Source organism: Streptomyces sp. TG1A-8, assembly GCF_030499535.1.
Lineage (GTDB): Bacteria > Actinomycetota > Actinomycetes > Streptomycetales > Streptomycetaceae > Streptomyces.
Map to the genome: position 1 here is coordinate 4658816 of NZ_JASTLB010000001.1, position 26060 is coordinate 4684875.

The 26060-nt window shown below is 75.1% G+C and carries 19 protein-coding genes and 1 pseudogene; 9 read left to right on the top strand and 11 right to left on the bottom strand.

Going from position 1 to position 26060, the window contains the following annotated elements; translation table 11 throughout:
- The first annotated feature begins 129 nt into the window (after positions 1–129).
- From QQY24_RS20425 to QQY24_RS20440, 4 genes are all read left to right on the top strand, one after another.
- Positions 130–1734, top strand: coding sequence for a dynamin family protein (locus tag QQY24_RS20425; protein WP_301974130.1), 1605 nt, complete (start codon positions 130–132; stop codon positions 1732–1734).
- Positions 1735–2313: 579 nt separating this feature from the next.
- Positions 2314–4317 (top strand): YfjP family GTPase, encoded by a 2004-nt coding sequence (locus tag QQY24_RS20430; protein ID WP_301974131.1) that lies wholly within the window; start codon positions 2314–2316, stop codon positions 4315–4317.
- A gap of 417 nt (positions 4318–4734) precedes the next feature.
- On the top strand, positions 4735–5208 hold the full coding sequence (locus QQY24_RS20435) for a single-stranded DNA-binding protein (RefSeq protein ID WP_301974132.1): 474 nt from the start codon (positions 4735–4737) through the stop codon (positions 5206–5208).
- Between the two features lie 373 nt (positions 5209–5581).
- Positions 5582–6901 carry a Cys-Gln thioester bond-forming surface protein gene (locus QQY24_RS20440; RefSeq protein ID WP_301976303.1) on the top strand — a complete coding sequence of 440 codons (1320 nt, stop codon included), beginning with the start codon at positions 5582–5584 and terminating at the stop codon, positions 6899–6901.
- 135 nt (positions 6902–7036) lie between these two features.
- Here QQY24_RS20440 and QQY24_RS20445 read toward each other — a convergent pair whose 3' ends face one another.
- The 3 genes from QQY24_RS20445 to QQY24_RS20455 form a co-directional block, all read right to left on the bottom strand.
- Positions 7037–7882: an SDR family oxidoreductase gene (locus QQY24_RS20445; protein WP_301974133.1), complete on the bottom strand. Its 846-nt coding sequence runs from the start codon at positions 7880–7882 to the stop codon at positions 7037–7039.
- 226 nt (positions 7883–8108) lie between these two features.
- Positions 8109–9287: a cellulose-binding domain-containing protein gene (locus tag QQY24_RS20450; RefSeq protein ID WP_301974134.1), complete on the bottom strand. Its 1179-nt coding sequence runs from the start codon at positions 9285–9287 to the stop codon at positions 8109–8111.
- Between the two features lie 109 nt (positions 9288–9396).
- Positions 9397–10068 (bottom strand): lytic polysaccharide monooxygenase, encoded by a 672-nt coding sequence (locus QQY24_RS20455; protein WP_301974135.1) that lies wholly within the window; start codon positions 10066–10068, stop codon positions 9397–9399.
- A gap of 330 nt (positions 10069–10398) precedes the next feature.
- Between QQY24_RS20455 and QQY24_RS20460 the strand changes: the two are divergent.
- From QQY24_RS20460 to QQY24_RS20475, 4 genes and pseudogenes are all read left to right on the top strand, one after another.
- Positions 10399–10495 (top strand): annotated as a pseudogene (locus QQY24_RS20460).
- A gap of 326 nt (positions 10496–10821) precedes the next feature.
- Positions 10822–12486, top strand: coding sequence for an energy-dependent translational throttle protein EttA (gene ettA, locus QQY24_RS20465; RefSeq protein ID WP_301974136.1), 1665 nt, complete (start codon positions 10822–10824; stop codon positions 12484–12486).
- A gap of 6 nt (positions 12487–12492) precedes the next feature.
- Positions 12493–12939: a thioesterase family protein gene (locus QQY24_RS20470; RefSeq protein ID WP_301974137.1), complete on the top strand. Its 447-nt coding sequence runs from the start codon at positions 12493–12495 to the stop codon at positions 12937–12939.
- Entirely contained in the window at positions 12936–13613 is a 678-nt protein-coding gene (locus QQY24_RS20475) for a hypothetical protein (RefSeq protein WP_301974138.1), read from the top strand. Before QQY24_RS20470 ends, QQY24_RS20475 begins: the two co-directional genes overlap by 4 nt.
- Before the next feature lie 195 nt (positions 13614–13808).
- On the opposite strand, the gene QQY24_RS20480 is transcribed toward QQY24_RS20475, so the two are convergent.
- A complete protein-coding gene (locus QQY24_RS20480) occupies positions 13809–14213 on the bottom strand; it encodes a globin (protein ID WP_301974139.1) in 405 nt (134 codons plus the stop codon).
- Positions 14214–14290: 77 nt separating this feature from the next.
- Here QQY24_RS20480 and QQY24_RS20485 point away from each other — a divergent pair, with 77 nt between their 5' ends.
- Positions 14291–15268 carry a methyltransferase domain-containing protein gene (locus QQY24_RS20485; protein ID WP_301974140.1) on the top strand — a complete coding sequence of 326 codons (978 nt, stop codon included), beginning with the start codon at positions 14291–14293 and terminating at the stop codon, positions 15266–15268.
- 39 nt (positions 15269–15307) lie between these two features.
- Here QQY24_RS20485 and QQY24_RS20490 read toward each other — a convergent pair whose 3' ends face one another.
- The 7 genes from QQY24_RS20490 to QQY24_RS20520 all read right to left on the bottom strand — a co-directional run bounded on the left by QQY24_RS20490 (position 15308) and on the right by QQY24_RS20520 (position 25986).
- On the bottom strand, positions 15308–16864 hold the full coding sequence (locus QQY24_RS20490) for an FHA domain-containing protein (RefSeq protein WP_301974141.1): 1557 nt from the start codon (positions 16862–16864) through the stop codon (positions 15308–15310).
- A gap of 47 nt (positions 16865–16911) precedes the next feature.
- Positions 16912–18255, bottom strand: a complete 1344-nt coding sequence (locus QQY24_RS20495) for a VWA domain-containing protein (protein WP_301974143.1) — start codon at positions 18253–18255, stop codon at positions 16912–16914.
- A 144-nt stretch (positions 18256–18399) separates the two neighbouring features.
- A complete protein-coding gene (locus QQY24_RS20500) occupies positions 18400–19701 on the bottom strand; it encodes a PP2C family serine/threonine-protein phosphatase (protein WP_301974144.1) in 1302 nt (433 codons plus the stop codon).
- Positions 19702–19704: 3 nt separating this feature from the next.
- Positions 19705–22185: a serine/threonine-protein kinase gene (locus tag QQY24_RS20505; protein ID WP_301974145.1), complete on the bottom strand. Its 2481-nt coding sequence runs from the start codon at positions 22183–22185 to the stop codon at positions 19705–19707.
- Positions 22182–23471, bottom strand: a complete 1290-nt coding sequence (locus QQY24_RS20510; protein ID WP_301974146.1) for a hypothetical protein — start codon at positions 23469–23471, stop codon at positions 22182–22184. Before QQY24_RS20510 ends, QQY24_RS20505 begins: the two co-directional genes overlap by 4 nt.
- Before the next feature lie 101 nt (positions 23472–23572).
- Positions 23573–24604: a glutamate ABC transporter substrate-binding protein gene (locus QQY24_RS20515; protein ID WP_301976304.1), complete on the bottom strand. Its 1032-nt coding sequence runs from the start codon at positions 24602–24604 to the stop codon at positions 23573–23575.
- Between the two features lie 14 nt (positions 24605–24618).
- Positions 24619–25986, bottom strand: coding sequence for a hypothetical protein (locus QQY24_RS20520; RefSeq protein WP_301976305.1), 1368 nt, complete (start codon positions 25984–25986; stop codon positions 24619–24621).
- Positions 25987–26060 lie beyond the last annotated feature (74 nt).

Consider the following 26060-nt stretch of genomic DNA (forward strand, 5'->3'; position numbering starts at 1 on the left):
GGTGTTGTGCACTCGTTATGCCTGGCCCGCGCCCGTGTCCCGGTCATCCCTTCCGCCCGTTGTGTTCCGTCGGCGCGCAGACATGTCCATATGCTTCAGAATTCCCCTAAAATTGGGCATTCTTCGCATGTGGTGACCTTGGACGTACGGCCTCAGCTGCTCGACACACTCTCCGCTCTGCGCGACCGTGTTGCCGCCGCACGCTTTCCGCTGCCCCTGGCCGGGGCCCCACGCGCGCGTGCCAACCGCGACGAACTCCTCGCACAGCTCGACGACTACCTGGTCCCGCGGCTGCGGGCCCCCGAGGCACCGCTGCTGGCGGTCGTGGGCGGCTCCACCGGCGCCGGGAAGTCGACCCTCGTCAACTCGCTGGTGGGACGGCGGGTCAGCGAGGCCGGCGTGCTCAGACCGACCACCCGCACACCGGTCCTGGTCTGCCATCCGGAGGACCATCACTGGTTCAGCGGCGTACGGGTGCTCCCCGACCTCACGCGCGTGTGGGTGCCCCACCAGGAGCAGGGCGACGACTTCCTGGCCCCCGGCGAGGATCCCGGGCGCATGCTGCGCCTGGAGACCGCCGACAGCCTCCCGCCCGGGCTCGCCCTGCTCGACGCCCCCGACGTCGACTCCCTGATCGCCGACAACCGCGTCCTCGCCGCCGAGCTGATCTGCGCCGCCGACATCTGGATCATGGTCACCACGGCCGCCCGCTACGCCGACGCCGTTCCCTGGCACCTGCTGCGCACCGCCAAGGAGTACGACGCCACCTTGGTGACCGTCCTGGACCGGGTGCCCCACACCGTCCTGTCGGAGGTGTCGCGGCAGTACGGCGCCCTGCTCACCAAGGCCGGCCTCGGCGACGTGCCCCGCTTCACCGTGCCCGAGCTGCCCGAGTCGGCCTGGGGCGGCGGCCTGCTGCCCGCGACCGCCGTGGCGGCCCTGCGGACCTGGCTGGTCCAGCACGCCCAGGACCCGGCCGCCCGGCAGCGCGTCATGGCCCGCACGGCGCACGGCGTCCTCGACTCGCTGAAGTCGCGCATGCCCGAACTGGCCGGCGCCGCCGCCGCCCAGTACGCGGCCGCCCTGCGGCTGACCTCCGCCGTCGAGAGCGCCTACGACGGCGAGCACGCGCGGGCGCGGGCCCGGCTGCGGTCCGGGGCCGTGCTCGCCGGCGACGCCCTCAAACGCTGGCGGGCCTTCCCGCTGGACTGCACCGCCGGCGAACTGCTCGACGCGTTGGTGGAGAGCCTGGCCGCGCTGCTGCTGTGCGCCGTCACGGCCGCCGACGAACGCGTGGACGAGTCCTGGCGGCGCGAGCCCGCCGCCGACGCCCCGGGACTGGCCCGGGACCCGTCCGTGGAGGGCGCCGAGCACCGCATCGGGCTCGCGGTCCGGCGCTGGCGGCGCGAGCTGGAGGAGTACGCCGAGGACGAGGTGCGCGAGCTGGAACGCGCGGTCGCGCCCGACGCCGAGGCCGTCGCCGCCCTGGTCGCCACCGCGCTGCTGGGCGGACGCCGGGGACGCGCCGCGGGCGAGGGGCTGGCCGGACGGATCGGCGCCCACGGCGCGCTGCGGCTGCGCGACCGGGCCGAACGGCTGCTCACCGAGCGCGTCGACCGGGTCATGCACCGCGAACGCGAGCGGCGCCTCGCCCCGCTCGACGCCCTGGACGTGCACCCCGAGCCCCAGGCCGAACTCATCGCCGCGCTGTCCGTACTGCAGAAGGAGAGGTGACCGGTGACCGCCGTCACTGACCAGGACCACACGGACCACAGGACTCCCGCCGATCACATGAATCACGCCGATCAGTCCGATGCCCCCGGGGAGGCGCAGTCCGGCCGGGGCGAGGGGGTCAGCGGCCGCTCCCCGGGCACGGAGAGGGCCGCCGGCGGCCACCCCGCGGCGGACGGCGCCGACGGGGCAGGCGGTGCACGGGGTTCCGGGGACCCGGTAGGCGGTCCGTACGGCTCCGGGGACCCGGGAGATGGTCCGCGCGGCTCCGGTGGCACGCCGGCCGGTCCTGCCGGCTCCACCGTCCAGGGCGGCGGCTCCCGCGCTGCCGCCGTCGCCTCCTCCCCCGGCTCCGGCGGCACGGACGGCACCCCCTCCTGCTCCGGTGGCCCCGGCACCTCCCTCGGCGCCCCCCGCGGCTCCGCCTCCTCCTCCGGGGGCTCCTGCGGTTCCGACGTCCTCTCCGGCCCTCGCCGCTCCGACGCTCACTCCGGTTCCGGCGGCTCCGGCGGTTCCGCCGCCCCCGGTGGCCCCGGTGGCCCCGGTGGCCCCGGTGGCCCCGGCCAAGAGGCTCAAGAGGCTGTGGAGAAGGACCCCGCCCCGCAGCGCGGCCCCCGGACCGGCGCGGGCCCCGGGGGTGACGGCGCGGCGAGGGCCGGGGCCGGGCCGCGGGCCGCGTCCACGACCGAAGCCGAGGACCGGGCGGACGGGACGGACGCCGGGCGACGGCACGCGCGGGGGAAGGAACCCGAGGGCGACGGGGGCGCACGGACCCGCCCCGAGGACGGCAAGGCACCCGCCAACGGTCCCGGCCCCGGTCCCGCCCATGGCCCGGGCCCCGGCGCCGAACCGGACCCCGACGCCGCCGGCGCCTGGGACGACGGTCTCATCGCCCGGCGCGTGACGGAGGCCAACGCCGCCGCCCTCGCCGCCGAGCGCGCCGCCGCCCCGCAGCGCCCGGCCCGTGGCAAGGGCAGCCGCAACCCCGCCCCGCTGGCCTACGACGGGCCCCTGCGCTCCCGCCTGGACGCCCTGCGCGAACTGGTCGGCCTCTCCCGCCCCCGCCTGGACGGCGCCACCCTCGCCGAGGCGAGCCGCGTCCTGGACGAGGCCGCCGCCCGCCGCAAGCTCTCCGGCCGCCACACCGTCGTCGCCATCGCGGGCGCCACCGGCAGCGGCAAGTCGCAGTTGTTCAACGCGCTCGCCGGTGTGCCGATCTCGGAGACCGGCGTGCGGCGCCCGACCACCTCGGCGCCCATCGCGTGCAGTTGGAGCGACGGCGCCGCCGGACTCATCGACCGGCTCGGCATCCCGGGCCGGCTGCGCCGGCGGCCGCTGCAGAGCCCCGAGGCCGAGGAGCAGCTGCGCGGGCTGGTCCTGGTCGACCTGCCCGACCACGACTCGGCGGCCGTGCAGCACCGGGAACAGGTGGACCGGGTGCTGAAGCTGGTCGACGCGGTCATCTGGGTGGTCGACCCCGAGAAGTACGCCGACGCCGTCCTCCACGAGCGCTACCTGCGGCCCATGGCCGGCCACGCGGAGGTCATGTTCGTCGTCCTCAACCAGGTCGACCGGCTGCCCGGCGAGGCCGCCGACCAGGTCCTCGACGACCTGCGCCGGCTGCTGGACGAGGACGGCGTCGCGCTCGGCGAGTTCGGCGAACCGGGTGCCATCGTGCTCTCCCTGTCCGCGCTCACCGGCCAGGGCGTGGACGACCTGCGCGAATCGCTGAGCGAGTTCGTGGCCGAGCGCGGTGCGGCGGCCCGCCGGGTCGCGGCCGACGTGGACGCCGCCGCGGCCCGGCTGCGTCCCGTCTACGCCACGGGCCGGCGCGTCGGGCTCAGCGAGGAGGCGCGGGAGGAGTTCGCCGCCCGCCTCGCCGACGCGGTGGGAGCCACCGCCGCCGGGGAGGCCGCCGAACGCGCCTGGCTGCGCAACGCCAACCGTGCCTGCGGAACGCCCTGGCTGCGGCTGTTGCGCTGGTACCAGAAACGCGGCGGCTCCCCGACGGGCCGCGTCCCGGTGCGCACCCAGGTCGACGAGGAGGCCACGGCGCGCCAGCGCGTCGAACAGGCGGTCCGCACGGTCTCCGACCGGGCCTCGGCCGGACTGCCCGCGCCCTGGGCGCAGGCGGTGCGCGAGGCCGCGGTGCGCGGCTCGCAGGGACTGTCCGAGGCGCTGGACGAGCTGGCGTCGCGGACCGGACTGCCGCCGGGTCGGCCGCCGAGGCCCGGGTGGTGGCCGGCGGCCGTGCTGGTCCAGGCGTCGATGACGCTGCTGCAGATCGTGGGCGGTCTGTGGCTGGTGGGCCAGATCGCCGGTGTCATGGCGCCCAACCTGGGGGTGCCGGTCCTGCTGATGCTGTGCGGGATCGTGGGCGGGCCGCTGGTGGAGTGGGGTTGCCGGATGGCCGCGCGGGGGCCCGCGCGGCGGTACGGGCAGGAGGCGGAGCGCCGGCTGCGGGAGGCGGCCGCGAGCTGCGGGCGGGCCCGGGTGCTGGATCCGGTGGCGTCGGAGCTGCTGCGGTACCGGGAGGTGCGGGAGCGGTACGGGCGGGTCGCGCGGAGCGGGATCGGGGTGGGCTGAGGACCCGGCCGGTGACGGGCGCGCGGGCCGTGACGGACGCGCGGCCGTGACGGCGACACGGGTCATGAGGGGCACAGGCGGCGGGGCCCCGGATGGGCGGGGCACCGATGCCGGTGGGGCGACGGGCGCCGCCGGCGTCGGCGGCGGGCCGGACCATCCGCTGGGGTGACGGGATTTTCCACAGGCGGGCGGTGGTCCACAGCGCTCGGCGGGCCCGGCCCGGCCGGTGCAGTCTGGTTCCACGGCGATCGCGTGCCGCGCCCGAACGAGCGTGAGGGCGGGCTGAGTCGGCGGTCGGTGGAGCGTGCGGGCGCGAACGGCAGTCGTGGGCGCCCGCACGGCAGGCGCAGCCGTACGGGAGGGGCCCGTACGCGTGTCCGCCCGGCCGGAGGCGGCCGGGTGAGGGAGGGGTTCGCGATGAACGAGACCGTGGTGTGCGTGGTGGGCAACGTGGCGACGTCACCGGTGTACCGGGAGCCGGCGTCGGGTCCGTCGGCGCGGTTCCGGCTGGCGGTGACCGCACGCTACTGGGACCGGGAGAAGGGCGCCTGGACGGACGGCCACACCAACTTCTTCACGGTGTGGGCCAACCGCCAGCTCGCCCTCAACGTGGCGGCGTCGGTGGAGGTCGGGCAGCCCGTCGTCGTCCAGGGCCGGCTGAAGGTGCGCACGGAGCAGCGCGAGAACCAGCAGCAGTGGACGTCCGCCGACATCGACGCGGTGACGATCGGCCACGACCTGACACGCGGCACCGCCGCCTTCCGCCGCACGGCCAAGCCCGAGGCACCCCCGCCGGCGCGCCCCGAACCCGCCTGGGAGGCGCCGCCGCCCGCGCACACGCCGGACGCCGGGCACGCCCGACAGCGTCCGCGACCGGTCGCCGTGACGTGACGCCGGCCGGTCGTCCGGTGCCGTGCGGGCGCCGCGGCCGACCCGCGGCACGCCGGACGATCCACCCGGGAACGCCCCGCACGAACCGGTGGATTTGTCGATAAGAACGGTCCACCCGCCGTGTCGGCGATAACGATTGCGGATCGGATCGTTCGTCGGACGATCCGACCGTCCGACGGGGTCCGCGTGATCCATAGGATGCCGGGCGTGCCCCTTGGGGCTGCCGATTCTGCTGGTGGGACCGTCCCCCACGTCCAACGGGTCCTGCTCGAAGGGGAATTCTGTGCTTGCTGCGTTCTCTGGGTTCACCCGGTCCGTCACAGCGGCCCGCCTCGGCACCGGGACGCTGGTGTCCGGTCTGGTGGCGGCGAGCATGCTGACGGGTGCCGGTACGGCCGTGGCCGACGGCGCGCCGCAGGCCCCGGGTGGGGCGACGGCCACGATCAACGGTCTGAAGACCTACGGCGAGGCCGTGATCCACGAGGACGACGGGGACCTGAGAGTGTCCGCGGGCCTGTTCGAGATGTCCGTGGACGGCGGCGGCACCCTGCAGACGTACTGCGTCGACATCCACAACCCCACCCAGCGCGACGCCCGTTACCAGGAGACGTCCTGGAGCGGTACCTCGCTGGGCACCAACAAGGACGCCGGCCGGATCCGGTGGATCCTGCAGCACTCCTATCCCCAGGTCAACGACCTCGCCGCGCTGGCCCGGCGGGCGGGCGTGCACGGCCTCACCGAGCAGGACGCGGCGGCGGGCACCCAGGTGGCCATCTGGCGCTACTCCGACGGGGCGGACGTCGACGCCGTCGACCCGCAGGCCGAGGAGCTCGCCGACTACCTGGAGGAGAGCGCCCGCGGTGGCGCGGAGCCGCAGGCCTCGCTGACCCTGGACCCGCCCGCGGTCTCCGGCCGGCCCGGCGGGCCGCTCGGCCCGGTGACCGTCCACACCAACGCCCGCAGCGTGACGGTCACCCCGCCAGCGGACGCGGCCACCAGCGGGGTGCGGATCGTCGACCGGACCGGCAAGGTGATCACGTCGGCGAAGGACGGCAGCCGGCTGTACGTCGACATCCCCGAGGACGCCGCGGACGGGACGGCCCAGCTGACCGTGCAGGCCTCCACCACCGTGCCGGTGGGCCGCGCCTTCGCCTCCGAGAGTCGCAGCCAGACCCAGGTCCTGGCGGGTTCCAGCGAGTCCACGGTCTCCGCGACCGCGGGCGCCACCTGGGCGGCCGAGGGAGCCGTACCGGCCGTGTCGGCCCGGAAGGACTGTGCCGGGGGCGGTGTCGACATCACCGCGGCCAACACCGGTGACCGGCCCTTCACCTTCGGGCTGATGGGCGCCGAGCACACCGTCCCGGCCGCAGCCTCCCGCACGGTCACCGTCCCGCTCCAGGAGGACCAGGCCTACGACTTCACGGTCACCGGCCCGAACGGTTTCGGCCAGCGCGTCACCGGCGTCCTGGACTGCCGGACCCAGGGCGCGGTGACCACGGAGACCACCCAGGCCCTCGGCGGTCCCAGCCCCGCCGTGGTGGGCGGTACCGCCGTCCCCGAGGGCACCGACCTCGCCGCCACGGGCGGCTCCGCGCTCACCCCGCTGATCGCGGGCGTGGCGATAGGCCTGGTCGTGATCGGAGGCGCGGTGCTCGTGGTGCTCCGCAAGCGGGAGGCGCGACCCGGCGCGTGACGGGGCGGCCGGCGGGTCGCCCCGGGGCCGCCCCGGCCGGTCGCCCGCCGTACGGGTGCGGGCGGCACGGCGGGCGATGCCGTCCGGCCGTCCGGCGAGCGTGGTGCGCCGGGGCTGGAGGACGGCCGGGGACGGTCAGGCGCCGGGATGTTCCACCGTCCGGTAGCGGGAGGCGAGCGAAGGCCCGGAGCCGTCGCGCAGACCGAGTTCCGCCGCGGCGAGGCGGTCCACCGCGGAGGCGTCCCGCAGACCGGGCACGCACACGACCTCCCCGGCCGACAGCGCCGCGAGGGAGGCGGTGACGACGTCGGCCGCGGGCATCCCGCCGTCGTCGTGGGTGCGCGGCGCGCCCGGCACCGGCGTCTCGCCCCGGCCGAGGTGGAACTCGGTGGCGGTCAGGCCGGGGCAGACGACCTGCACCCGCACCGGCGTGCCGGCCAGTTCGGCGGCGAGGGTCCTGGTGAACGTCACCACGTACCCCTTGGTGCCGCCGTAGACGGCCCGGTGGGGGAGCGGCCCGGGCGGGAGGCCGCCGGCGAACGCCAGCAGCGAGGCCACGTTGATCACCGCGCCCCGTCCGCGGGCCAGCATGCCGGGCAGGGCGGCGCGGCTCAGCGCGGTGGGCGCCACGACGTTCACCTCGACCACCTTGGCCAGCAGCTCGGGTTCGGCCTCGGTGAAGGGCCCGTATCCGTTGATCCCGGCGTTGTTCACCAGCAGTGACACGTCCTGGGCGGCGACCCGCCGCGCGACCCGGGCGAGGTCGTCCGGCCGGGACAGGTCGGCCACCAGCGTCTCCACCTCCACCGTGTCCCGCGTCCGCCCGCGCACCTCGTCCCGCAGCGCGGTCAGGCGCTCGTCGCGGCGGGCGACGAGCACCAGGTCCCAGCCGCGCACGGCGAGCTGCCCGGCGTACTCGGCGCCGATCCCCGACGACGCCCCGGTCACCACGGCGGTTCCGGGCCCGCTGTCCCAGGTCATGATCTGCGTCCCTCCGCTCGACGACCCCGTCGCGGCGCAGGCCGTGTCCGAGAACCGGTTCCACCATGCTCGCCGCGTGCCGGGGTTCCTTCCACCGGACGAGCCCGGTGTACCCACCCGGAGGGGGGTCATGGCCGGCGGCGCGTCCCGGTGGGGACCGGCTCACCGGGACCGCCCCGCCCGCAGCACCGGGTGGGGCGGCCGCGGGGCGGCCGGGGCGGGACGGTCAGCAGCCGATGGGGGAGGAGCCGACGGCCACGTCGTCGAACCACAGGGTGTCGTCGCCGGTGCCGTAGCTCTCCCAGCCCAGCCGCAGGGCGGTCGGCCTGGGCGGGGTGGTCCGGGACAGCCACTGCTGGTCGACGTCCTGCGTCGGCACGCCGTCGGCGTGCAGTCCCGGCACCTGCGCGTCGTTGAGCCAGGTGTCGAGCTTGGGCGCGGAGGTGTCGACCGCGAACCGCAGGCACTGCCAGCTCCCCGTCGGCAGCGGCCTGCTCAGCGCCACCCCGGCCGGGCTCTGCGCGGGGAGCGTGGCGTCGTCGCTCTCCCGGTTCCACTGCAGGGCACCGTTCTGGCCGCCGACCCGAAGCGACCGGCCGGCCTGGGAGGTGTCCGGCATCGACACGAAGGTGACGTGCGAGGCCGGGAGCGCGGTGGTGTGCCGCATCCACATGCGGACGTACAGCACCGGGCCGACGGAGGACAGGTCGGCGGAGGCGGCGACGAAGGCGTGGTTGCAGTAGCCGGCCCGCCCGTCGATCCGCAGCGATTTCGCGCCGCTGTGCGCGACGGCCGTGTCGACGGCGGCCGTGCCCGTGCCCTGGCAGTCGGGCGCGGTGAACCGCCAGTTGCCGGACGGTGCCGGACCGCTCTGGTCCTCGAAGTCCGTGCAGACGGCGGCGTTGCCGCAGCTCGCGGGGGGCTGCGTCGGGGGAGGGGTGCCCGGCGTCGTGGGAGGTGTGGTCGGCGGTGTGGTGCCGTCGCCGCCGCAGGACACGCCGTTGAGGCTGAAGTCGGTGGGTGCGGGGTCGGCCGACTGCCAGGTGCCCTGCAGGCCGAAGTCGGCGCTGCCGCCGTCGGCGAGCGATCCGTTCCAGTCCGTACTGGCGGCGGTCACGGCGCGGCCGGTCTGGGTGACGGTCGCGTTCCAGGCGGAGGTGACGTGCTGGTCGCCGCCGTACGTCCAGGTCAGCCGCCAGCCGCTGAGCGCGGCACCGAGGTTGGTGACGCGCACCTGGGCGGTGTAGCCGCCGCTCCACTCGTTGACGGTGTAGTCGACCCGGCAGCCGGACGCCGCGCCGGCGCCGCTGGCGGGCACCGCGACGAGGAGCGACACGGCCAGTGCGACGACGGCCGCGGCCACCGTCCAGGGTCTGCGCAGTGATCGCGGGACGAGAGTGGGCATGTGCGCCTCCTACTGGCAGGCCGTGGATGGGACGGGGGCGGACGCGGCCCGGCCGGAGGGCGGGCCGCGTCCGGGACGTGACCGGTGACCGGTGACCGGTCAGGTCGGGTCAGCGGAAGTTCACGTCACTGCACAGGAAGTAGGTCTGGTCCATGTGCGACGCCTGCCAGATCGTGTAGACGACGTGGCGACCGCTGTAACCGGACGTGGTCACGGGGATCGAGTAGGTCTGGCTGGGCGCGTACCTGCCGGTCCGGGTGACCAGTTGCAGGTCGTTCCAGGTCAACGGCTGGGCGGTGGGGTCGAAACCCTGCCGGGTGACGTAGACCAGGAAGTAGTCCGCGCCGTGGCTGGCCTGGTCGTTCAGCTTGACCGTGAAGTTGGCGCCGATGTCCGTGGTCTTCCACGGCCCCACGGTGTCCAGCGAGTTGTAACGTCCGCCCTCGGTCCGGCCGCCGCTGCACAGCTGGCCGTTCGGGACGACGGCCTGGAAGTTGCCGGCGGAGCCGTTGCGGTACAGGCCGTTCCAGTTCCACATGGCGTTGGGGTTGTCCTGCCATGCCTGCCAGCACATGGGGTCCTGCTGGGCCATCGCCGGATTCTGGAAGTCGCCGCCCCAGCGCAGCCAGCAGCCGTAGTTGCGCGAGGCCGGGTCCACGACCGAGCCGTGGGCGGAGGCCGTCCCACTCCAGGTGATCAGGCCGGCCAGCACCGCGGCGAGAGTGCCCAGGACGAGTGTCAGGCGGCTCCGCATGCGATATACATGCTCATGACAATGCATGATCTGTCTCTCTCCGTGGGGGAAGGGCGGGGTTGTCCATGGGGGTGCCGAAGGCGTGGGAGCGCTCCCGCAGACCCAGGCTGCTGGCCCCTCAACGGAGAGGCAACGCCTGATTGCGCCAAAGAGTGGACGGTGTCCGTGACCGCCCCGGCACCCACCCGCACCCAGCCGCACCCACCCGCCCCCGCCCGTCGGAAGGCCGTCACGCGCCCTCCCGACGGCCGCCGGCGGGCTCCGGTGGCCCCGGTCAGGGAGGTGTCAGCCCCCCGTCAGGGAACCCTGTCACCGTGGTGCACGTGAACGGCACGGGACACCGGAGGCCGGACACGGGGAGAGGTGCCCGGAGTGGTTGATCGGGGACCGACGAGCACGTCTCGAGGTCGGGCCGCCCCGGCGGCCCACGCAGGTTCGAATCCTGCCCTCTCCGCTCCACGCCCGCCTGCGCGCGGTCGGGCGGCCTGCCGTGACCGTCCGGTTCGCCGTCCCATCGGGTCGCCGCGCCGCGCCGCGCCACTGCCGGAGCCGGGCCCACCGCGGCCCCGACCGCGCCTTCGGTCGGCGCCCCGGCGGACGGCCGCTCCCGGCCGTTCGAGTGGCCGGTGAACCCGCCGGACCTGGACCGGTGCGCCGACGCGCCGGCGAAACCCCAGCTCACAGCCCCCCGTTCCGGCGAGTTACCACCCAAGGCTGGCCGTCAGGCAAGATGGGGTGTATCTGCCCACTGCCAGATTTCAAACTGCCGGACGGTTTCTCTTGGCTGAGTTCATTTACACCATGCGCAAGGCGCGCAAAGCGCACGGCGACAAGGTGATCCTCGACGACGTCACTCTGAGCTTCCTGCCGGGGGCGAAGATCGGCGTGGTCGGCCCGAACGGCGCCGGCAAGTCGACCGTGCTGAAGATCATGGCGGGGCTGGAGCAGCCCTCGAACGGCGATGCGTTCCTCTCGCCCGGCTACAGCGTCGGCATCCTGCTCCAGGAGCCCCCGCTGAACGAGGAGAAGACCGTCCTGGAGAACGTCCAGGAGGGTGTCGCCGAGATCAAGGGCAAGCTCGACCGGTTCAACGAGATCGCCGAGCAGATGGCGACCGACTACTCGGACGCGCTCCTCGACGAGATGGGCAAGCTCCAGGAGGAGCTGGACCACGCGGGCGCCTGGGACCTCGACGCCCAGCTGGAGCAGGCCATGGACGCCCTGGGCTGCCCGCCCGGCGACTGGCCCGTCGTCAACCTCTCCGGTGGCGAGAAGCGCCGCGTGGCGCTCTGCAAGCTGCTGCTGGAGGCCCCCGACCTGCTGCTCCTCGACGAGCCCACCAACCACCTCGACGCCGAGTCGGTGAACTGGCTGGAGCAGCACCTCGCCAAGTACGAGGGCACCGTCGTCGCCGTCACCCACGACCGGTACTTCCTGGACAACGTCGCCGGCTGGATCTGCGAGGTCGACCGCGGCCGCCTGCACGGCTACGAGGGCAACTACTCCAAGTACCTGGAGACCAAGGCCACCCGCCTGAAGGTCGAGGGCCAGAAGGACGCCAAGCGGCAGAAGCGGCTCAAGGAAGAGCTGGAGTGGGTGCGGTCGAACGCCAAGGGGCGGCAGGCCAAGTCCAAGGCCCGTCTCGCGCGGTACGAGGAGATGGCCGCCGAGGCCGAGAAGATGCGGAAGCTGGACTTCGAGGAGATCCAGATCCCGCCGGGGCCGCGGCTCGGCAACGTCGTGGTCGAGGTCAACGACCTGCACAAGGCCTTCGGCGAGAAGGTGCTGGTGGACGGGTTGTCGTTCACCCTGCCGAGGAACGGCATCGTGGGCGTGATCGGACCGAACGGCGCGGGCAAGACCACGCTGTTCAAGATGATCCAGGGCCTGGAGAACCCGGACTCCGGCGACATCAAGGTCGGCGAGACCGTCAAGATCTCGTACGTCGACCAGAGCCGCGCCAACATCGATCCGAAGAAGACGCTGTGGGAGGTCGTGTCCGACGGGCTCGACTACATCAACGTCGGCCAGGTCGAGATGCCGTCCCGCGCCTACGTGTCCGCGTTCGGCTTCAAGGGACCGGACCAGCAGAAGCCCGCCGGCGTCCTGTCCGGCGGTGAGCGCAACCGGCTCAACCTGGCGCTCACCCTCAAGCAGGGCGGCAACCTGCTGCTCCTCGACGAGCCCACCAACGACCTGGACGTGGAGACCCTGTCCAGCCTGGAGAACGCCCTGCTGGACTTCCCCGGCTGCGCCGTGGTCGTCTCCCACGACCGGTGGTTCCTGGACCGCGTCGCCACGCACATCCTCGCCTACGAGGGCGAGTCGCGGTGGTTCTGGTTCGAGGGCAACTTCGAGTCGTACGAGAAGAACAAGATCGAGCGGCTGGGCGCGGACGCCGCCCGTCCGCACCGCGCCACCTACAAGAAGCTGACCCGGGGCTGATCGATCTTGCGGCACATCTACCGCTGCCCGCTGCGCTGGGCGGACATGGACGCGTACGGCCACGTCAACAACGTGGTCTTCCTCCGCTACCTGGAGGAAGCCCGTATCGACTTCCTGTTCCGCCCGGACAAGGACTTCCGGCAGGGGTCTGTGGTGGCGCGCCACGAGATCGACTACAAGCGGCAGCTCGTCCACCGGCACGAGCCGGTGGACATCGAGCTGTGGGTCACGCAGATCCGGGCCGCGTCCTTCACCATCGCCTACGAGGTGAAGGACGGCGACCTCGTCTACGTACGGGCCTCGACGGTCATCGTGCCGTTCGACTTCGAGACCCAGCGGCCGCGCCGGATCACCGACGAGGAGCGTGAGTTCCTCGGCGAGTACATGGACGCGCCCGGCGAGACCGCCGCGACCGGCGCCTCCGGCGGCGAGGAGGAGGCCGTCGCCGCATGACGGCCCTCTCCCTGGCCGACGGGACGGAGACGGCCGACCTCGCCGCCTTCCTCTCCCGGCTGCTCCACTACGACCGGTCCGCCGCGGTGCGCCTGCAGGCGGCCGGGACGGCCCTCGCCGTGTTCGGGCGGCCCGCGTCCTTCGAGGTGCTGGCCATCCGCGCGGTGCGGCTGGCCAAGCCGTACGAGGACGGGTTGGAGACCGCGCTCGACGTGACCGTCTCCGCGGGCGAGTTCCTGGAGTCGGTGGACGAGCGGACGGCCACCGCCGGCGTGCCGGCCGCGGTCACCGGTCCGCCCTGGGCCGGCGTGCTGCCGCCGCGCGGCGGCTGGCGGCCCGAGCCGGGGCTGCCCGCCCCGGACGCGCTGCGCGCGACCGTCGCCGCGGCGGTCACCGAATTCCGCTCCCGCACCGCGGAGTTGGCGCCCGAGCGGCGGACCCGGGCGGAACTGGACCGGATCGGGCGGGACATCTGGTCCCGCGAGATCGCGCGGACCCGGCTGCCGGTACGGGCCGTGCACGCGGCCCAGGCCCTCGGCTTCCTGCGCCCGGGAGCGGACCCGGCCGACACCGGGCTGTTCTCCTCGGGCGCGTGGCTCAGGCTGCGCACCGCCTACGGCTCCGTCGCCGTCCGCCGCTCGGGTCTCGGCACCCTCGGCGTCAGCGTGCGCTGAGCCCGGCAGCGGGCGGGGCGACGGGGCGACGGGTGCGAGCCGGTTTTTCCCCCGCGCGGACGGTCCGCCCCGTCCCGCCCCCTCCCCTCCGATCCGCCCGCCCGTCCGCTCCGGGCAGTGTGGCGGTCGGTGAGAGCCGTGCGGTCGGTGAGGGCGGTGCGGGGGGACGCAGGCGGTGCGCCCGGTCCGGTCCGGTCAGTCCGGGGTGTTCACCATCGACCGGGCCGCGTACGTGAGGTAGTTCCACAGCGTCCGCTCGTGCTCCTCGGACAGCCCCAGCTCGTCCACGGCCGCCCGCATGTGCCGCAGCCACGCGTCGTGCGCCGCCCGGTCCACCGTGAACGGGGCGTGCCGCATGCGCAGGCGGGGGTGGCCGCGGTTGTCGCTGTAGGTGGTGGGGCCGCCCCAGTACTGGATGAGGAACAGGACCAGCCGCTCCTCGGCCGGGCCCAGGTCCTCCTCGGGGTACATCGGCCGCAGGACCGGGTCCTCGGCGACTCCCTCGTAGAAACGGTGGACGAGCCGGCGGAAGGTGTCCTCCCCGCCGACCTGCTCGTAGAAGGTCTGCTCCTGAAGCGTGCCGCGCCGGATCTCATTCACCCCCCCATGGTCTCAGACCCGCGGTCCGGCGCTCCGGCCCCGGGCCACCCGGCGCGACTCACCCCTACTGTGGACCCATGGGCGCCTACGACACGGAGATCGAGGGCCTCGCCGCCGAGGCGCGGGCCGCGCTGGTGCGCGAGATCGACGCCGACGGCGCCTGGGCCGCGGACCCGGTGTGGCGGGAGGCGTTCGCCCGGGTGCCCCGGCACCTGTTCGTGCCCTACTACTACGTCGGGATCAGGGGCGGCTACGAGCGACGCTGGGGCGAGAGCCCGGACCCGGAGGCGCGCCGGCGCTGGGTGCGCGGCGCCTACGCCGACGTCCCGCTGGCCACCCGGCTGCGCGACGGCGAACTGCTCTCCTCCAGCAGCCAGCCCTCACTGATGGCGCGCATGCTGACCGCCCTGCGCGTCGCGGACGGCGACCGGGTCCTGGAGGTAGGCGCGGGCACCGGTTACAACGCGGCCCTGCTGGCCCACCGGCTCGGCGACGACGGCCTGGTCACCACGATCGACCTGGAGCCGGAGATCACCGAGTCGGCCCGGCAGCACCTGGCCGCCGCCGGCCACCACCCGGCCGTCGTCACCGGCGACGGAGCGCGCGGGGTGCCCGAACGCGCCCCCTTCGACCGGATCATCGCCACCTGCGCGCTGCCCACGGTGCCGCGGGCCTGGCTCGCCCAGTGCCGTCCCGGCGCCCGCGTCCTGACCCCGCTCGCCACCGGCCTGCTCGCCCTCACCGTCCGGGACGCCGGGCACGCCGAGGGCCGCTTCCTGTCCACGGCCGCCTTCTTCGTGCCGCTGCGCGGCGAGGGCCGGGCGCGGCCGGACACCGTGTCCGTGGCCGGGCTGCCGGGCCGGGCCCGGGGGCAGGAGCCGTTCCACTTCCTGCTGGAGCTGACCCGGGGCACCCTGCCGGCCGAGGAGGCGTACGCGCTGTGGGAGCGCGAGGGGATGCCGGACCGCGAACGGTACGGCGTCACGGTCGCCGGCGGGCGGGCGTGGGCCTGGCTGGACGACCCGGAGGGGCCGTGCACCTGGCCCCTGTCGTGATCTCCCGCGCCCCTCCGCGGACCCCCGCGACCCGCCGGCTCAGCCCCGGCGGATCGTGATCGTCGTCCAGGCGCCGACGTGCACCCGGTCGCCGTCCTGCAGCGGCACCGGCACGAACGGCTGGATCGGCTCGTCCGAGCCGTTGACCGTGGTGCCGTTCGTCGAGTTCTGGTCGACGACCGCCCAACTGCCGTCGGACTGCTGCACCAGCACCGCGTGCTGGTGCGAGACGCCCGGGTCCTCCGGCGGCACCGACAGGTCGATGTCGGGGGTGTCGCCGGTGGAGTGCCGGCGGCGGCCGATGGTGACCTGGGTGCCGGTGAGCGTGCGCTGCTGCTCGGGCGAGTAGGCGGGCAGGTTCAGACCCGCGGCCTCCGGACCCGAGCGCTGCATCATCGCCATGAAGTAGTCGCGGTCCGGGCCGATGGTCGCCGTCCAGGTGACCGGGCCCTGCCGGGCCCGCGGGAAGCCGGAGCCGGGCGGGGCCTGGGTCGCGCCGGGCTGCGGGTAGCCGTAGCCGCCCTGGGCGCCGGGACCGCCTTGCCCACCGGAACCGCCGTGCCCGCCGCGCCCGCCGTGCCCGGCGGACGACGGCGGGGGGAGCACCCAGTCGTCGTCACCGCCGCCGAAGGACGGACCGTCGGCCGGGGGCCGGCCGGTCTCCCGCGGGAAGGCGGGCGGTGCGGGCGGGCCGGACTGCCGGAACGCCTGCGGGGCGCCGTCGGCCGCACCGCCGGGACCGCCCGGCCCGGGCGGCGGGACGGTCCGGGAGGGGTCCGCCCCGAAGCCCGAGGGCTCACGCCCGAAGGGCGGCGGAGCGGAGTGCCCGCCGGGTCCCCCGGGTCCGCCGTAACGGCCGGAGTTCTGTCCCTGGCCGCCGCCGTAGCCGGGGGGTCCGCCGGGGCCACCCGGGCCGCCGGGGTTCCGTTCCTGACCGCCGCCGTAGCCGGGAGGGCCGCCGGGTCCCCCGGAGCCGCCGTGGCCGCCGAAGCCGTCGGGTCCCTGTTCCCGGCCCCGGCCGAAGTCCGGCGCGGGGCCGGAGGGCCGCTGCCCGCCGAAGCCGGACGGACCGTCCGGACCGCCCCGGCCCGGGGCGGTTTGCGGGGCCGACGGGCCGCGTTCCCCGGCGAACGGGGTGGGGCCGGACGGCTCGCCGCCGAAGGACGGGATCGGCTCGGCGGGCCGGTTCACCCGCGAGGGCCGCGAATCCTGGTAGTCGTACCCGTCACCGCCGCCGTAGGTCGTGCTCGGCGGCTGGAAGCGGGGCTGCGGCGAGCGCGGGGCCGCCGGGGTGTACGAGGTGGCCGTGTTGGTCAGGAAGTTCCACCGGCACTCCTCGCAGAAGGGCGCGCCGCCCTCGCGGGGCGTGCGGCACTGCGGGCACAGCTCCGGCTCCGCGCCGGGCACCGCCGACGGGTGCGGGCGCCCGCCGGGCCGGCCGCCGCCCGGGACGCCGGGGCCCGCGGGCGGCGGGAAGCCGTAGCCACCACCGGGCGGGGGCGGCGGGGGCGGAGGTACGGCACCGGCCATGCGGTGACCGCAGACCTCGCACCAGTCGTCGGAACCCGACTGGTGTCCGTTCGGGCAGGTCGGCATGTCGGCGCTTCCCCCTCTCCTTCAGGGCCCTGCTTGGTCCAGCGATGTCATTTCTTCACACGGACGGTCTTCGTGGACCGGGTCTCCAGGGTCATCTCGTCGGCCTCGGCGACCTCGGCCTTCAACCGCACAGTACCCGTCGCGGCATCGACCACGTCCACCACCTTCGCAAGCAGTTTCGCAGTATCCGCGTTCCCCGAGGCGCCGGCGAGCTGGACCGCCCGCCCCAATTTGGCCGTCGCGCCATCGAAATCGCCCGCTTTGCGGAGGTCGATCCCCTGTTGGATGACCCGTGCCAGTTCGGCCTGCCCGGTGTAGTGGGCGACCTGGGGGTTCATGGAGGTCGAGGCCGCCACGTCGTCGGTCCACACGGCCCGTACGAGCCCCTGGGCGCCCAGGTCCTGCGCCGTTCCGCCCGGTTGCGGGACGACCAGCGAGACGCGCGCGGCGAGCATCTCCCGGCCGAGGCCGGCCGGCGGTACCTCGACGCACAGGTGGTAGTCGCGGGACTCGTCGCCCCAGGACCCGGTCGGGTAGTCCCCGGCGCGCGGTCCGGCCTCGGTGCGCCGGGTGGTCAACTCCTCCACGGAGGGCGCCACTTGTTTCACGAACCGGATGGTCGTGCCGACGGGCGTCCACACCCGCAGGGCGACGTCGGCGACCTCCTTGCCCATCGCCGCCTCCATCATCCGCGTGAAGTCGGCGGCCAGTCCCGCCGGGTCGGCGACGATGTCGGCGGTGCCGAGCAGCGCGGAGGCGATCGCTGTGACTTCTTTCACTTCCCAGTCGGTGCCCACGCCGCGGGCGTCGCAGGTGAACCGTCCGGCGCAGTCGTCCAGCGCGGCCCGCAGCGCCTGCGGCGACTCGTGCTCGTTGCGGCCGTCGGTGAGCAGGACGCCGTGCCGGATGGCGACGTCCGCCGTGGACAGCAGCCGGTCGGCCAGCCGCAGCCAGGTGCCGATGGCCGTGCCGCCGCCCGCGGTCAGCCGGTGCAGCGCCTGTTTGGCCTGCGCGCGGGTGGTGCCGTCGGCGACCGCGAGCCGCCCGCCGCCCGGATAGACCTCCCGGGCGGCGTGCGTGCCGCCGATCACCGCGAAGCGGACGTCGTCGCGCAGCGTGTCGATCGCGGCGGCGGTGGCGTCGCGGGCGTTGCGCATCTTCGCCGGCGGATGGTCCATGGACCCCGAACAGTCGACCATGAGGGCCACGGCGGCGGAGGGGCCGCGGCCCGCCGCGCGGCCGGGCGCGGGGGCGGCGGCGCCCAGGGTGCCGCCCCCGGCCGCCGTCACGGTGACGACGGCGTTGACCTCGTGGCCGCCTTCCGGCAGGTACTCGTTCTGGTAGACGTCGACCGAGAACCGCGGCGCGCTCGGCTTGGCGAAATTGGCCATGCTCGTTCCCATCCCCCTCGGACACCCCGCCGGCGCGGGGCGGCGTGTGCGGGCGGACCGGTCCCCTCCGGTCCGCCGTGACTCCCCGTTCGTACGGCCCGTTCGTGCGCCTGCGCGTGCGGCCCGCGGCCGTCCGCCGCGGGCTCAGGCCGATCCTGCCCCCTGCGGCGGCGCCGGGAACGGCACGACCGCCACTGTTACGTTGTCGTGGCCCCCGCCGTCCAGGGCGTGCCCGACCAGCACCTGGGCGCAGTACAGCGGTCGCACGGCCGCGTCCACGGGGACGACCTCGGCCATCTCCTCGGCCGCCTCGGCGTAGTTCCACAGGCCGTCGGTGCAGACCACCACCACGCCGGGCCCGTCCGGCTTGAACGAGGCGGTGTGCGGCTCCAGTTCGTAGGCGTCCGCGCCGAGCCAGCCGGTGATCGCGTGGGCGCGCTCGTCGGCGTACGCCTCCGCCTCGCTCATCAGCCCGGCCGCCACCATCTGCGCGGCCCAGGAGTCGTCCTCGGTCAGCCGGGCCGCGGGCGCCGTGCGGTCGTCCGGCACCCAGTAGGCGCGGCTGTCGCCGACCCAGCCGACGACCAGCAGTCCCGGGGTGACGATCGCGCCGACGATGGTGCAGGCCGGCGCGTTCTGGTGCGGGGCCTGCTCCCGGGCCGTGGCGGGCTCCCCGGCCAGCGCGTCGACGGCGCGGGCGGCGGCGACGATCGCCTCGTGCATGGCCTGTTGCGGGTGGGTGCCGCGCGGCAGGGCGGCGAGCAGCAGGTCGCCGGCCGCCTGGGCGGCCGCCAGGGAGGCCGCGTCGGGGCGGGTCGCCGAGGACACGCCGTCGCAGACGATCGCGAGGTCGGCCGGGGCGCCGTCGGGCAGCACGGCGTGGCCGACGCTGAAGGCGTCCTCGTTGCGGTGGTGGCGCAGGCCTCGGTCGCTGACGGCGGCGACCGGCCCCGACTGCCGTTCCACGTGGTCGCGCTCACGGGGCTGGGCGTGCCCGCAGTTCTCGCAGTAGCCGTCGCCGTCCACCCGGCCCGACCGGCAGGCCACGCACAGCGTGCCGGCACCGGCCGGTTCGGCGGGACCGGCGGCGGCGCGCAGGTCGGGCGCCGGGAGCGGGTAGTCGTCGGGCTCCGGGGCCCGGTCGAAGCGCACGCCGGGGGCGGGCTCGGCCGTGGGCAGCGGGGAGCCGCCCGAGTCGGTGCCGGGCAGGTCGGTCGGCAGGTGCGCGGGCGGTGCGGGGGAGCCGGCCGGCTCGGCGGCGGGCCAGTCCCCGCCGTCCCCGGGGGCGGGGGAGCCGGTCATGGTGAGCGTCGGGTGGTCCCGCGGCGCGGCGGGCACGACGGAGAGGTCGTGTCCGCACGCTCCGCAGAACCGGTCACCCGGCTCGAACGGCTCCGCGCAGTTCGGGCACTGCGGCCGTGCGGCCTGCTGGGGCATCTGCGACATCAACTACACCCACGTCCGGGGGCGGTAACGGTTGGCCCGTTCCACCAGCTCGATCCTCTCCACACCGCCGGGCGCCAGCCGGGCCAGCGTGCGGTACGCGCGCTCCAGGCCGAAACGCAGACCGCGCTCGTCCAGACCGCTGCCCAGCAGCACCCGTCCGCCCACGGCGGGCCGGGAGGCGTCCCGGCCTGTGGAGAGTATCCAGTCCAGCGCGCAACCGAGCACTTCGACGGACAACTGCTCGCGGCGCGCCGGGTCCAGACCGTACGCGTCCAGCGCCTCCACCTGGCCGGCGGCGGCGGTCACGTCGTCCAGGAACGGTACGTCGCCGGCGCCCGCCGTGCGCTGCCGCAGCCGGGCCCGGACGGCCGCGACCCGGGCGGCCGTGTAGTGGATGGAGGACTCCGGCACCGACTCCAGCGTGCGGACGGCGCCCGCCCGGTCCCCGGCGGCCAGCCGCACCCGGGCGAGCCCGAACGCGGCGCTGACGAAGCCCGGGTCGGTCGCCCACACCAGGTGGTAGTAGCCGGCCGCGTCGTCGAGCCGGCCGAGCACCTCCGCGCACAGGCCGAGCGCCAGCTTGGGCGCGGTCTCGCCGGGGAAGGCGTCGTGGACCGCGTCGAAGGCGGGGGCGGCGCCCGCGAAGTCGCCGGTGGCCAGGGCGGCCACGCCCCGGTGCCACACCACCCGCCAGTCGTCGGGCCGCTCCTCCTCCAGGGTGCCCAGGGACATCAGCGCGACCCCGTGGTCACCGGCCTCCAGCCGGGCGCGGACCTGCCGCAGCCGGGTCTCGACGGTGGGCGCGGGCACCGCGTCCAGCGCGCTGACCAGTTCGGCCGGCGCGGAGGCCGGCAGGCCCGCGAGGAAACCGGCGTCGGGGTCGTCGGGGTCGACCAGCGGGGCCGGCAGGGCGAGGGCGGCGGCGGCCGTGTCGACGGGCCTGACGAGGGCCGGCGGGAGCGGGGCGGGGGCGGCCGTGCCGGTGCGGGGCCGCCGCGCCCCCAGCCGGGACACGTCCCCGTCCAGAGGGGGGAACAGCTCCGTGTCGGTGGCCTTGACCTCGGGCCCGAACAGCGTCGACAGCGCGGGCCGCGGCCGGCCGGTCTGCAGGGCGACGACCTCGCGCAGCACCCCGGTCAGCTGCTCGGCCATCTCCTGCGCGGAGGCGAACCGGCGGGCCGGATCGGGGTCGGTGGCGCGCACGAGGAGGCGGTGGAAGGACTCGTAGCGGCGGAGGACGTCGACGGTGTCCGGGTCGGGCAGGCGGTCCGCGAAGACGTTCGTGTAGCCCTGGAAGTCGAAGGTGAGCACGGCGAGGGTGCGGCCCACCGTGTACAGGTCGCTGGCCACCGACGGGCCGGCCCCGGCGACCTCGGGCGCCTGGTAGCCGACCGTGCCGTAGATCGCCGACTCGTCGTCGTCCATGCGGCGCACGGCGCCCATGTCGATCAGCTTGAGCTGGTCCCCGGTCTGGATGGCGTTGTCGACCTTGAAGTCGCAGTACAGCAGGTTCCGGCTGTGCAGGTGGCCGAGCGCCTCCAGGGCCTCGATGCCGTACGCGCACGCCTGTTCCACCGGCAGCGGGTCGCGGCGGCCTTCGGGGGTGCGGCGGGCGTTGGCGATCTCCCTCAGCGACCTGCCGCCGACGTACTCCATCACGATGTAGCCGTCGAGGGAGCCGGTGCGCTGGTCGAGGTGCTCCACGAAGTTGTAGATCCGCACGATGTTGGCGTGCTCGATCTCCGCCAGGAACCGCCGCTCGGAGATCGCGGCGTCCATGGCGTCCTGGTCGCCGGTGTCCAGCAGGCCCTTGAGCACCACCCACCGGTCGGACACGGCGCGGTCCACGGCGAGGTAGATCCAGCCGAGGCCGCCGTGCGCGAGGCAGCCCGCGACCTCGTACTGGCCGTGCACGACGTCCCCGGCCCGCAGCTTCGGCACGAAGGAGTACGGGTGGCCGCACTCGGTGCAGAAGCCTTCGGTGCGCCCGGGGCGGTCCCCGCGCGCCCGGCCGACCGGCGCCCCGCAGTCCGACCGCGAACAGAAGCGCTTGCGCTCCGGCACCTCCGGGTTCTCCAGCACCATCGCGCGCGGGTCGGGCCGCGGCACCTGCGGCACCGTGACCAGCCCGGCGCCCAGCCGTCCGCGCGCCGGGGCACCGGAGCCGGAGCTGCGCACCGACACCGAGCGGCCGGTGGACTTCCCCGACTGCGCGCGCGACAGCCGCCCGGGGAGCGAGCGCCGGGACTGTGACTGCTGTGACCGCTGTGTCGGCTGCGACTGCTGTGTCGGCTGCGACGAGGTGCGCGCGCCGCCGGGGCGCGCCGATTCCCTGGTGATCCGGGTGGGCGGTGAGCCGACCGTCCCGTTCGCCGAGACGACCGGTGCGAGCCCGCAGGTGTCGCAGTACAGCTCACCGCCGCCGACGTCCTCGTACGTCCCCCCGCACTCCGGCCGCTGGCAGGGCTGCCGTGCCTGGCTCACGCGTGCTCCCCCCTCCGGTCCTCCGGCCCCCGTTCCTGCGGCGGCCGCGGGGGGCCGAGCGCCTCGGCCACCGCCTGCTGGTAACGCAGCACGGCCTGTTCGGCCACCCGCAGGTCGCACGGCGCGCTCCACAGCATGCGCCGGGCCGCGTCGTACCGCTCGGCCAGCAGCGGGTCCTCGGCCAGCCCGTGCCGGGCGACCTTCGCCCGGTAGGCGTCCAGCCGGCCGCGCAGCTCGGCGCGGACCGCGAGCGGCGCGGTGACCGCGGTCAGCGACTCGCGGGCGCGCACCAGTTCGTCCTCGGCCTTCCGCTCCAGGGACTCCAGGAGCGGGGACAGACGGTGCCACTGCCCCTGCCGCCGGTACTCGGCGGCCGTCGTCAGCTGCTCCTGCAGCACGGTCGGCGGTCCGCCGACCACCGGCACCCTGGTCGCCGCGATCTTCGCCAGCACCTCCCCGCGCGCGGCGCGCGCCTCGGCGAGGGTGCGGTCCGCGCGGGAGAGCACGTCCCGCAGCCGGATCAGCCGCGCCTCGGCGTCCTGGCGCACGGTCAGCACGGCGTCGATCTCGCGCCGCACGTCCTCCAGGGCGCGTGCCTCGCGGTCGTACACCGTGGTGTCCGGACGGCCGCCGCCGGGCGCCGAACTGCCCTCGGCCGGCACCCAGTGGGCCAGCGGGTCGGAGACGACCTCCTCGCGCAGCCGGGTCAGCGTGCGGGTGATGCGCTCCAGGTCGTCACCGGCCGGATGCTCGCCGGGGCGCACGCCGACGGAGTGCGCGAGCCTGCGGGTGCGCTGCAGTTCCGCGGCGAGCAGATCGATCCGGGCGGGCAGCGCCGACCAGACGGCGTCGGCGGCGACGACCGTGTCGAGGCTCGTCGCGTACAGCTCGTTCATCCGGTCCACCAAGGCGGCCAGCGAGAAGCTCTCGCTGAGGACGCCGTCGCCCGGGAGCGTCACCGACTCGCCGCGCAGCAGCCCGGTCAGCTCCGCCAGGTCCTCGCGACTGGACCAGCGGCGCCGGGCGCGGATCCCCCGGGCGGTGCGCAGCGCGGCCGTGTACGCGTCGAAGCAGGTCCACAGCAGGGTGATCGACGCCTCCGTGGCCGCCCAGCGGTCCTTGGTGACGCCGGTCAGTTCGGCCCCTTCGAGGAGCCTGCGGCCCGCGTGGTCCTGGAGGGCCAGCAACGAGGTCTCGATGGCCTCGTGCTCCTGGCCGAGCCGTGCCAGCGCCCGGTCCACCTCGTCCCGGTCCATCACCGGCCCGGCGGGGTCCGTGACGCCCATCGATCACCTCTCGCTGCTGTGTGGTTGGCCTGGGTCGTGGTCGGGCTCGGGGTTCCGGTCGGGGGCGGGGTCGGGGTCGGCGGCGGGTGCGCGCGGCCGGGTCAGCTCGTGCGCACGTACTGCGGCGCGGGCGGCTCGGAGGGTCCCGAGTCCTTCCCCAGTGTCGCCGACAGCCACTTGTCGTACGACGCCTGCCAGCCGTCCGCGCGGTAGTCCACCAGGATGCGGTTGACCCGGCGTACCAGATCGGACGCCTTCTTCTCCATCGCCACGCCGTAGTACTCGGTCGTGAACGCCGCGCCCTTCAGCTCGACGGTCGGGTCCTGGGCCGCCTGGCTCGCCGCGAGCGCGCCGTCGGTGACCACGGCGTCGGCCTCGCCGAGCTGCAGCCGCACCAGGCAGTCGAGCTGGCTGGGGACGGTGACGGAGATGTCGGCGGAGGCGGGCAGGACGCCCGCCTTCCGGTCGGCGGCCAGCTTGGCGTGCGCGGTCGAACCGGCCGCCGTGCAGATCCGCTTGTCCGCCAGGGAGCCGTCGTAGCCCGTGACGGACGACGACTTGGGTGCGAGGACCTGCTGTCCGGTCTTGAAGTACGGCGCGGAGAACGCCACTTCCCGCAGCCGGTCGCAGGTGATGGTCATCGTGCGCACCACCATGTCGACCTGGCCGCTCCGGATCGCGAGGATGCGCCGGTTGGTCGGGATCGCCCTGAACTGCACCGCGTCCGGGTCCCCGAGGATGTCCTCGGCGATCCTGTGCACCAGGTCGATGTCGAAGCCCTCCAGCCGCGCGCCCGGGTTGTTGGGGTCGCGGTACCCCCAGCGGTAGCTGTTCTGGTCGACGCCCACGACCAGCTTGCGCCTGTCGCCCGTACGGGCCTTGATGGCGTCGATCGTCCTCCCGTCCGCGCCGGACGGGGGCGGCGTCCGCCGCTGCGCGTCCGCGTCCTCGCAGGCGCCGGCCCGTGCCTGGCTGCCGTCGGCCGCTCCCGGGACGCCCGTGCGGACGCCCTCGTGCCGGGCCTGGGTGTACGGCAGCAGCAGGACGAACGCCAGTGCCAGCGCACACAGGACCGCCATCGCGCCGACCCCGCCCCAGCCCCGCAGGGAGGCCCGCGCACGTGCCGCGTACATCGTCATGTCCCCACTCACCGGTACTCCGAAAGCCTGCGGCCGATGCCGGCCACCGCGCCCGCCGCGCCGAGCACGGCGAGGACCACGGCACCCGCGGCCAGGCCGGTCATCGCGCCCCGCCCGTCACCGGCGGCCCGCTCGAACTCGGCCTGCTCGTGGTCGATGGCCCGGGCGAGACGGCCGTCGACGCCGTCGAAGCACGCACCGGTGGCGCCCTCGGCACCGATGACCTTGTCCAGCGCCTGCTGGTAGTTGCCTTTCTCGTCCTCGGCGCGGGCCGCGGCGTGGCGCCGCTTCCACACCGCCATGTCGCCCTCGGCCGCCTCCACCGGCCGCGCGCCCGCCCGGTCGTCGGCGAGCCGGTCCGCCTCGCGCAGCCTCTCGCCCAGCACGGCCATGTACTTGTCGAAGTCGTAGTAGTAGGCGTCGTGCGCCGTGCCGTCGACCGTCACGGTCTCCGCGCCGCGCGCCACCAGGCTGAGGTTCTCGTTGCCGCGCGCCTTCAGGGAGGCGATCCGGGCGTCGTGCAGGACGTTCAGCGACCGGATGCCGTGGTCGTAGGAGCCGTCGAGGCCGGACCTCGCGACCGTGTGCCCGACGACCAGCCACAGCAGGGCCGCCGCGGTGGCGGCCGAGGCGGCGACCAGGCCGTGGTTCAGGACGCGGTTGGTGCGCCGGTACTCGCGGCGCTGGGCCCAGCCCAGCGCGGCCAGGGCGAGCACGCCGAGCGCGATGGCCGCCCACGGGTACGGCGTCGCGCCCCCGTAGTCGGCGCCCAGCCGCCGGTTCTCCTTCTGGTACAGGTCCTCCGCCGCCGGGAGCATGTCCCGCTGCATCTTCTCGTTGGCGTACCGCAGGTACGCGCCGCCCACCGGATAGCCCTGCCGGTTGTAGGTGAGGGCGCGCTCGACGAGCCCCTTGTACTCCGGCAGCAGCCGGTTCAGCCTGGTGATCGTCGCCTCGGAGGCGGAACCGGGCTCGGCGTTCGCGGCGGCCTTGACCAGCCCCGCGGCGGCCGTGCGGATGTCCTCCTCGTAGCGGTCGCGGGACGCGGCGGTCTCCTGGCCCCCCGCCAGGAACCCGCTGGAGGCCGCCGTGTTGGCGTCCGCCAGGGAGCGGTAGATCCCGGCCGCGCCGGAACTGAGCGGCCCGCTGCTGTGCAGCACGTCGTCGGCGGCGGCCGACCGCTGCGCCGTCTGCCAGGCGGTGACCGCGCCGAACGCGACGACCAGCAGGGCCAGTACGGCCCCGATGGTCCGCAGCCGCCCCGGCTCGGTGACCGCGGCGGCCCGCAGCCGCTCGGCGCCCTCGGCGAAGGCGGTGCGCCGGGGAGCCACGGGTACGCCCCCGCGCGCGGGCGGCCCGGCCTGTGCGGGCACCACGGCCGGTGCACCACCCGCCACCGGTGGCGCGGCGCTGCTCTTCGGCGGGTGTGTCACTCGACCTCCCCCAGGGT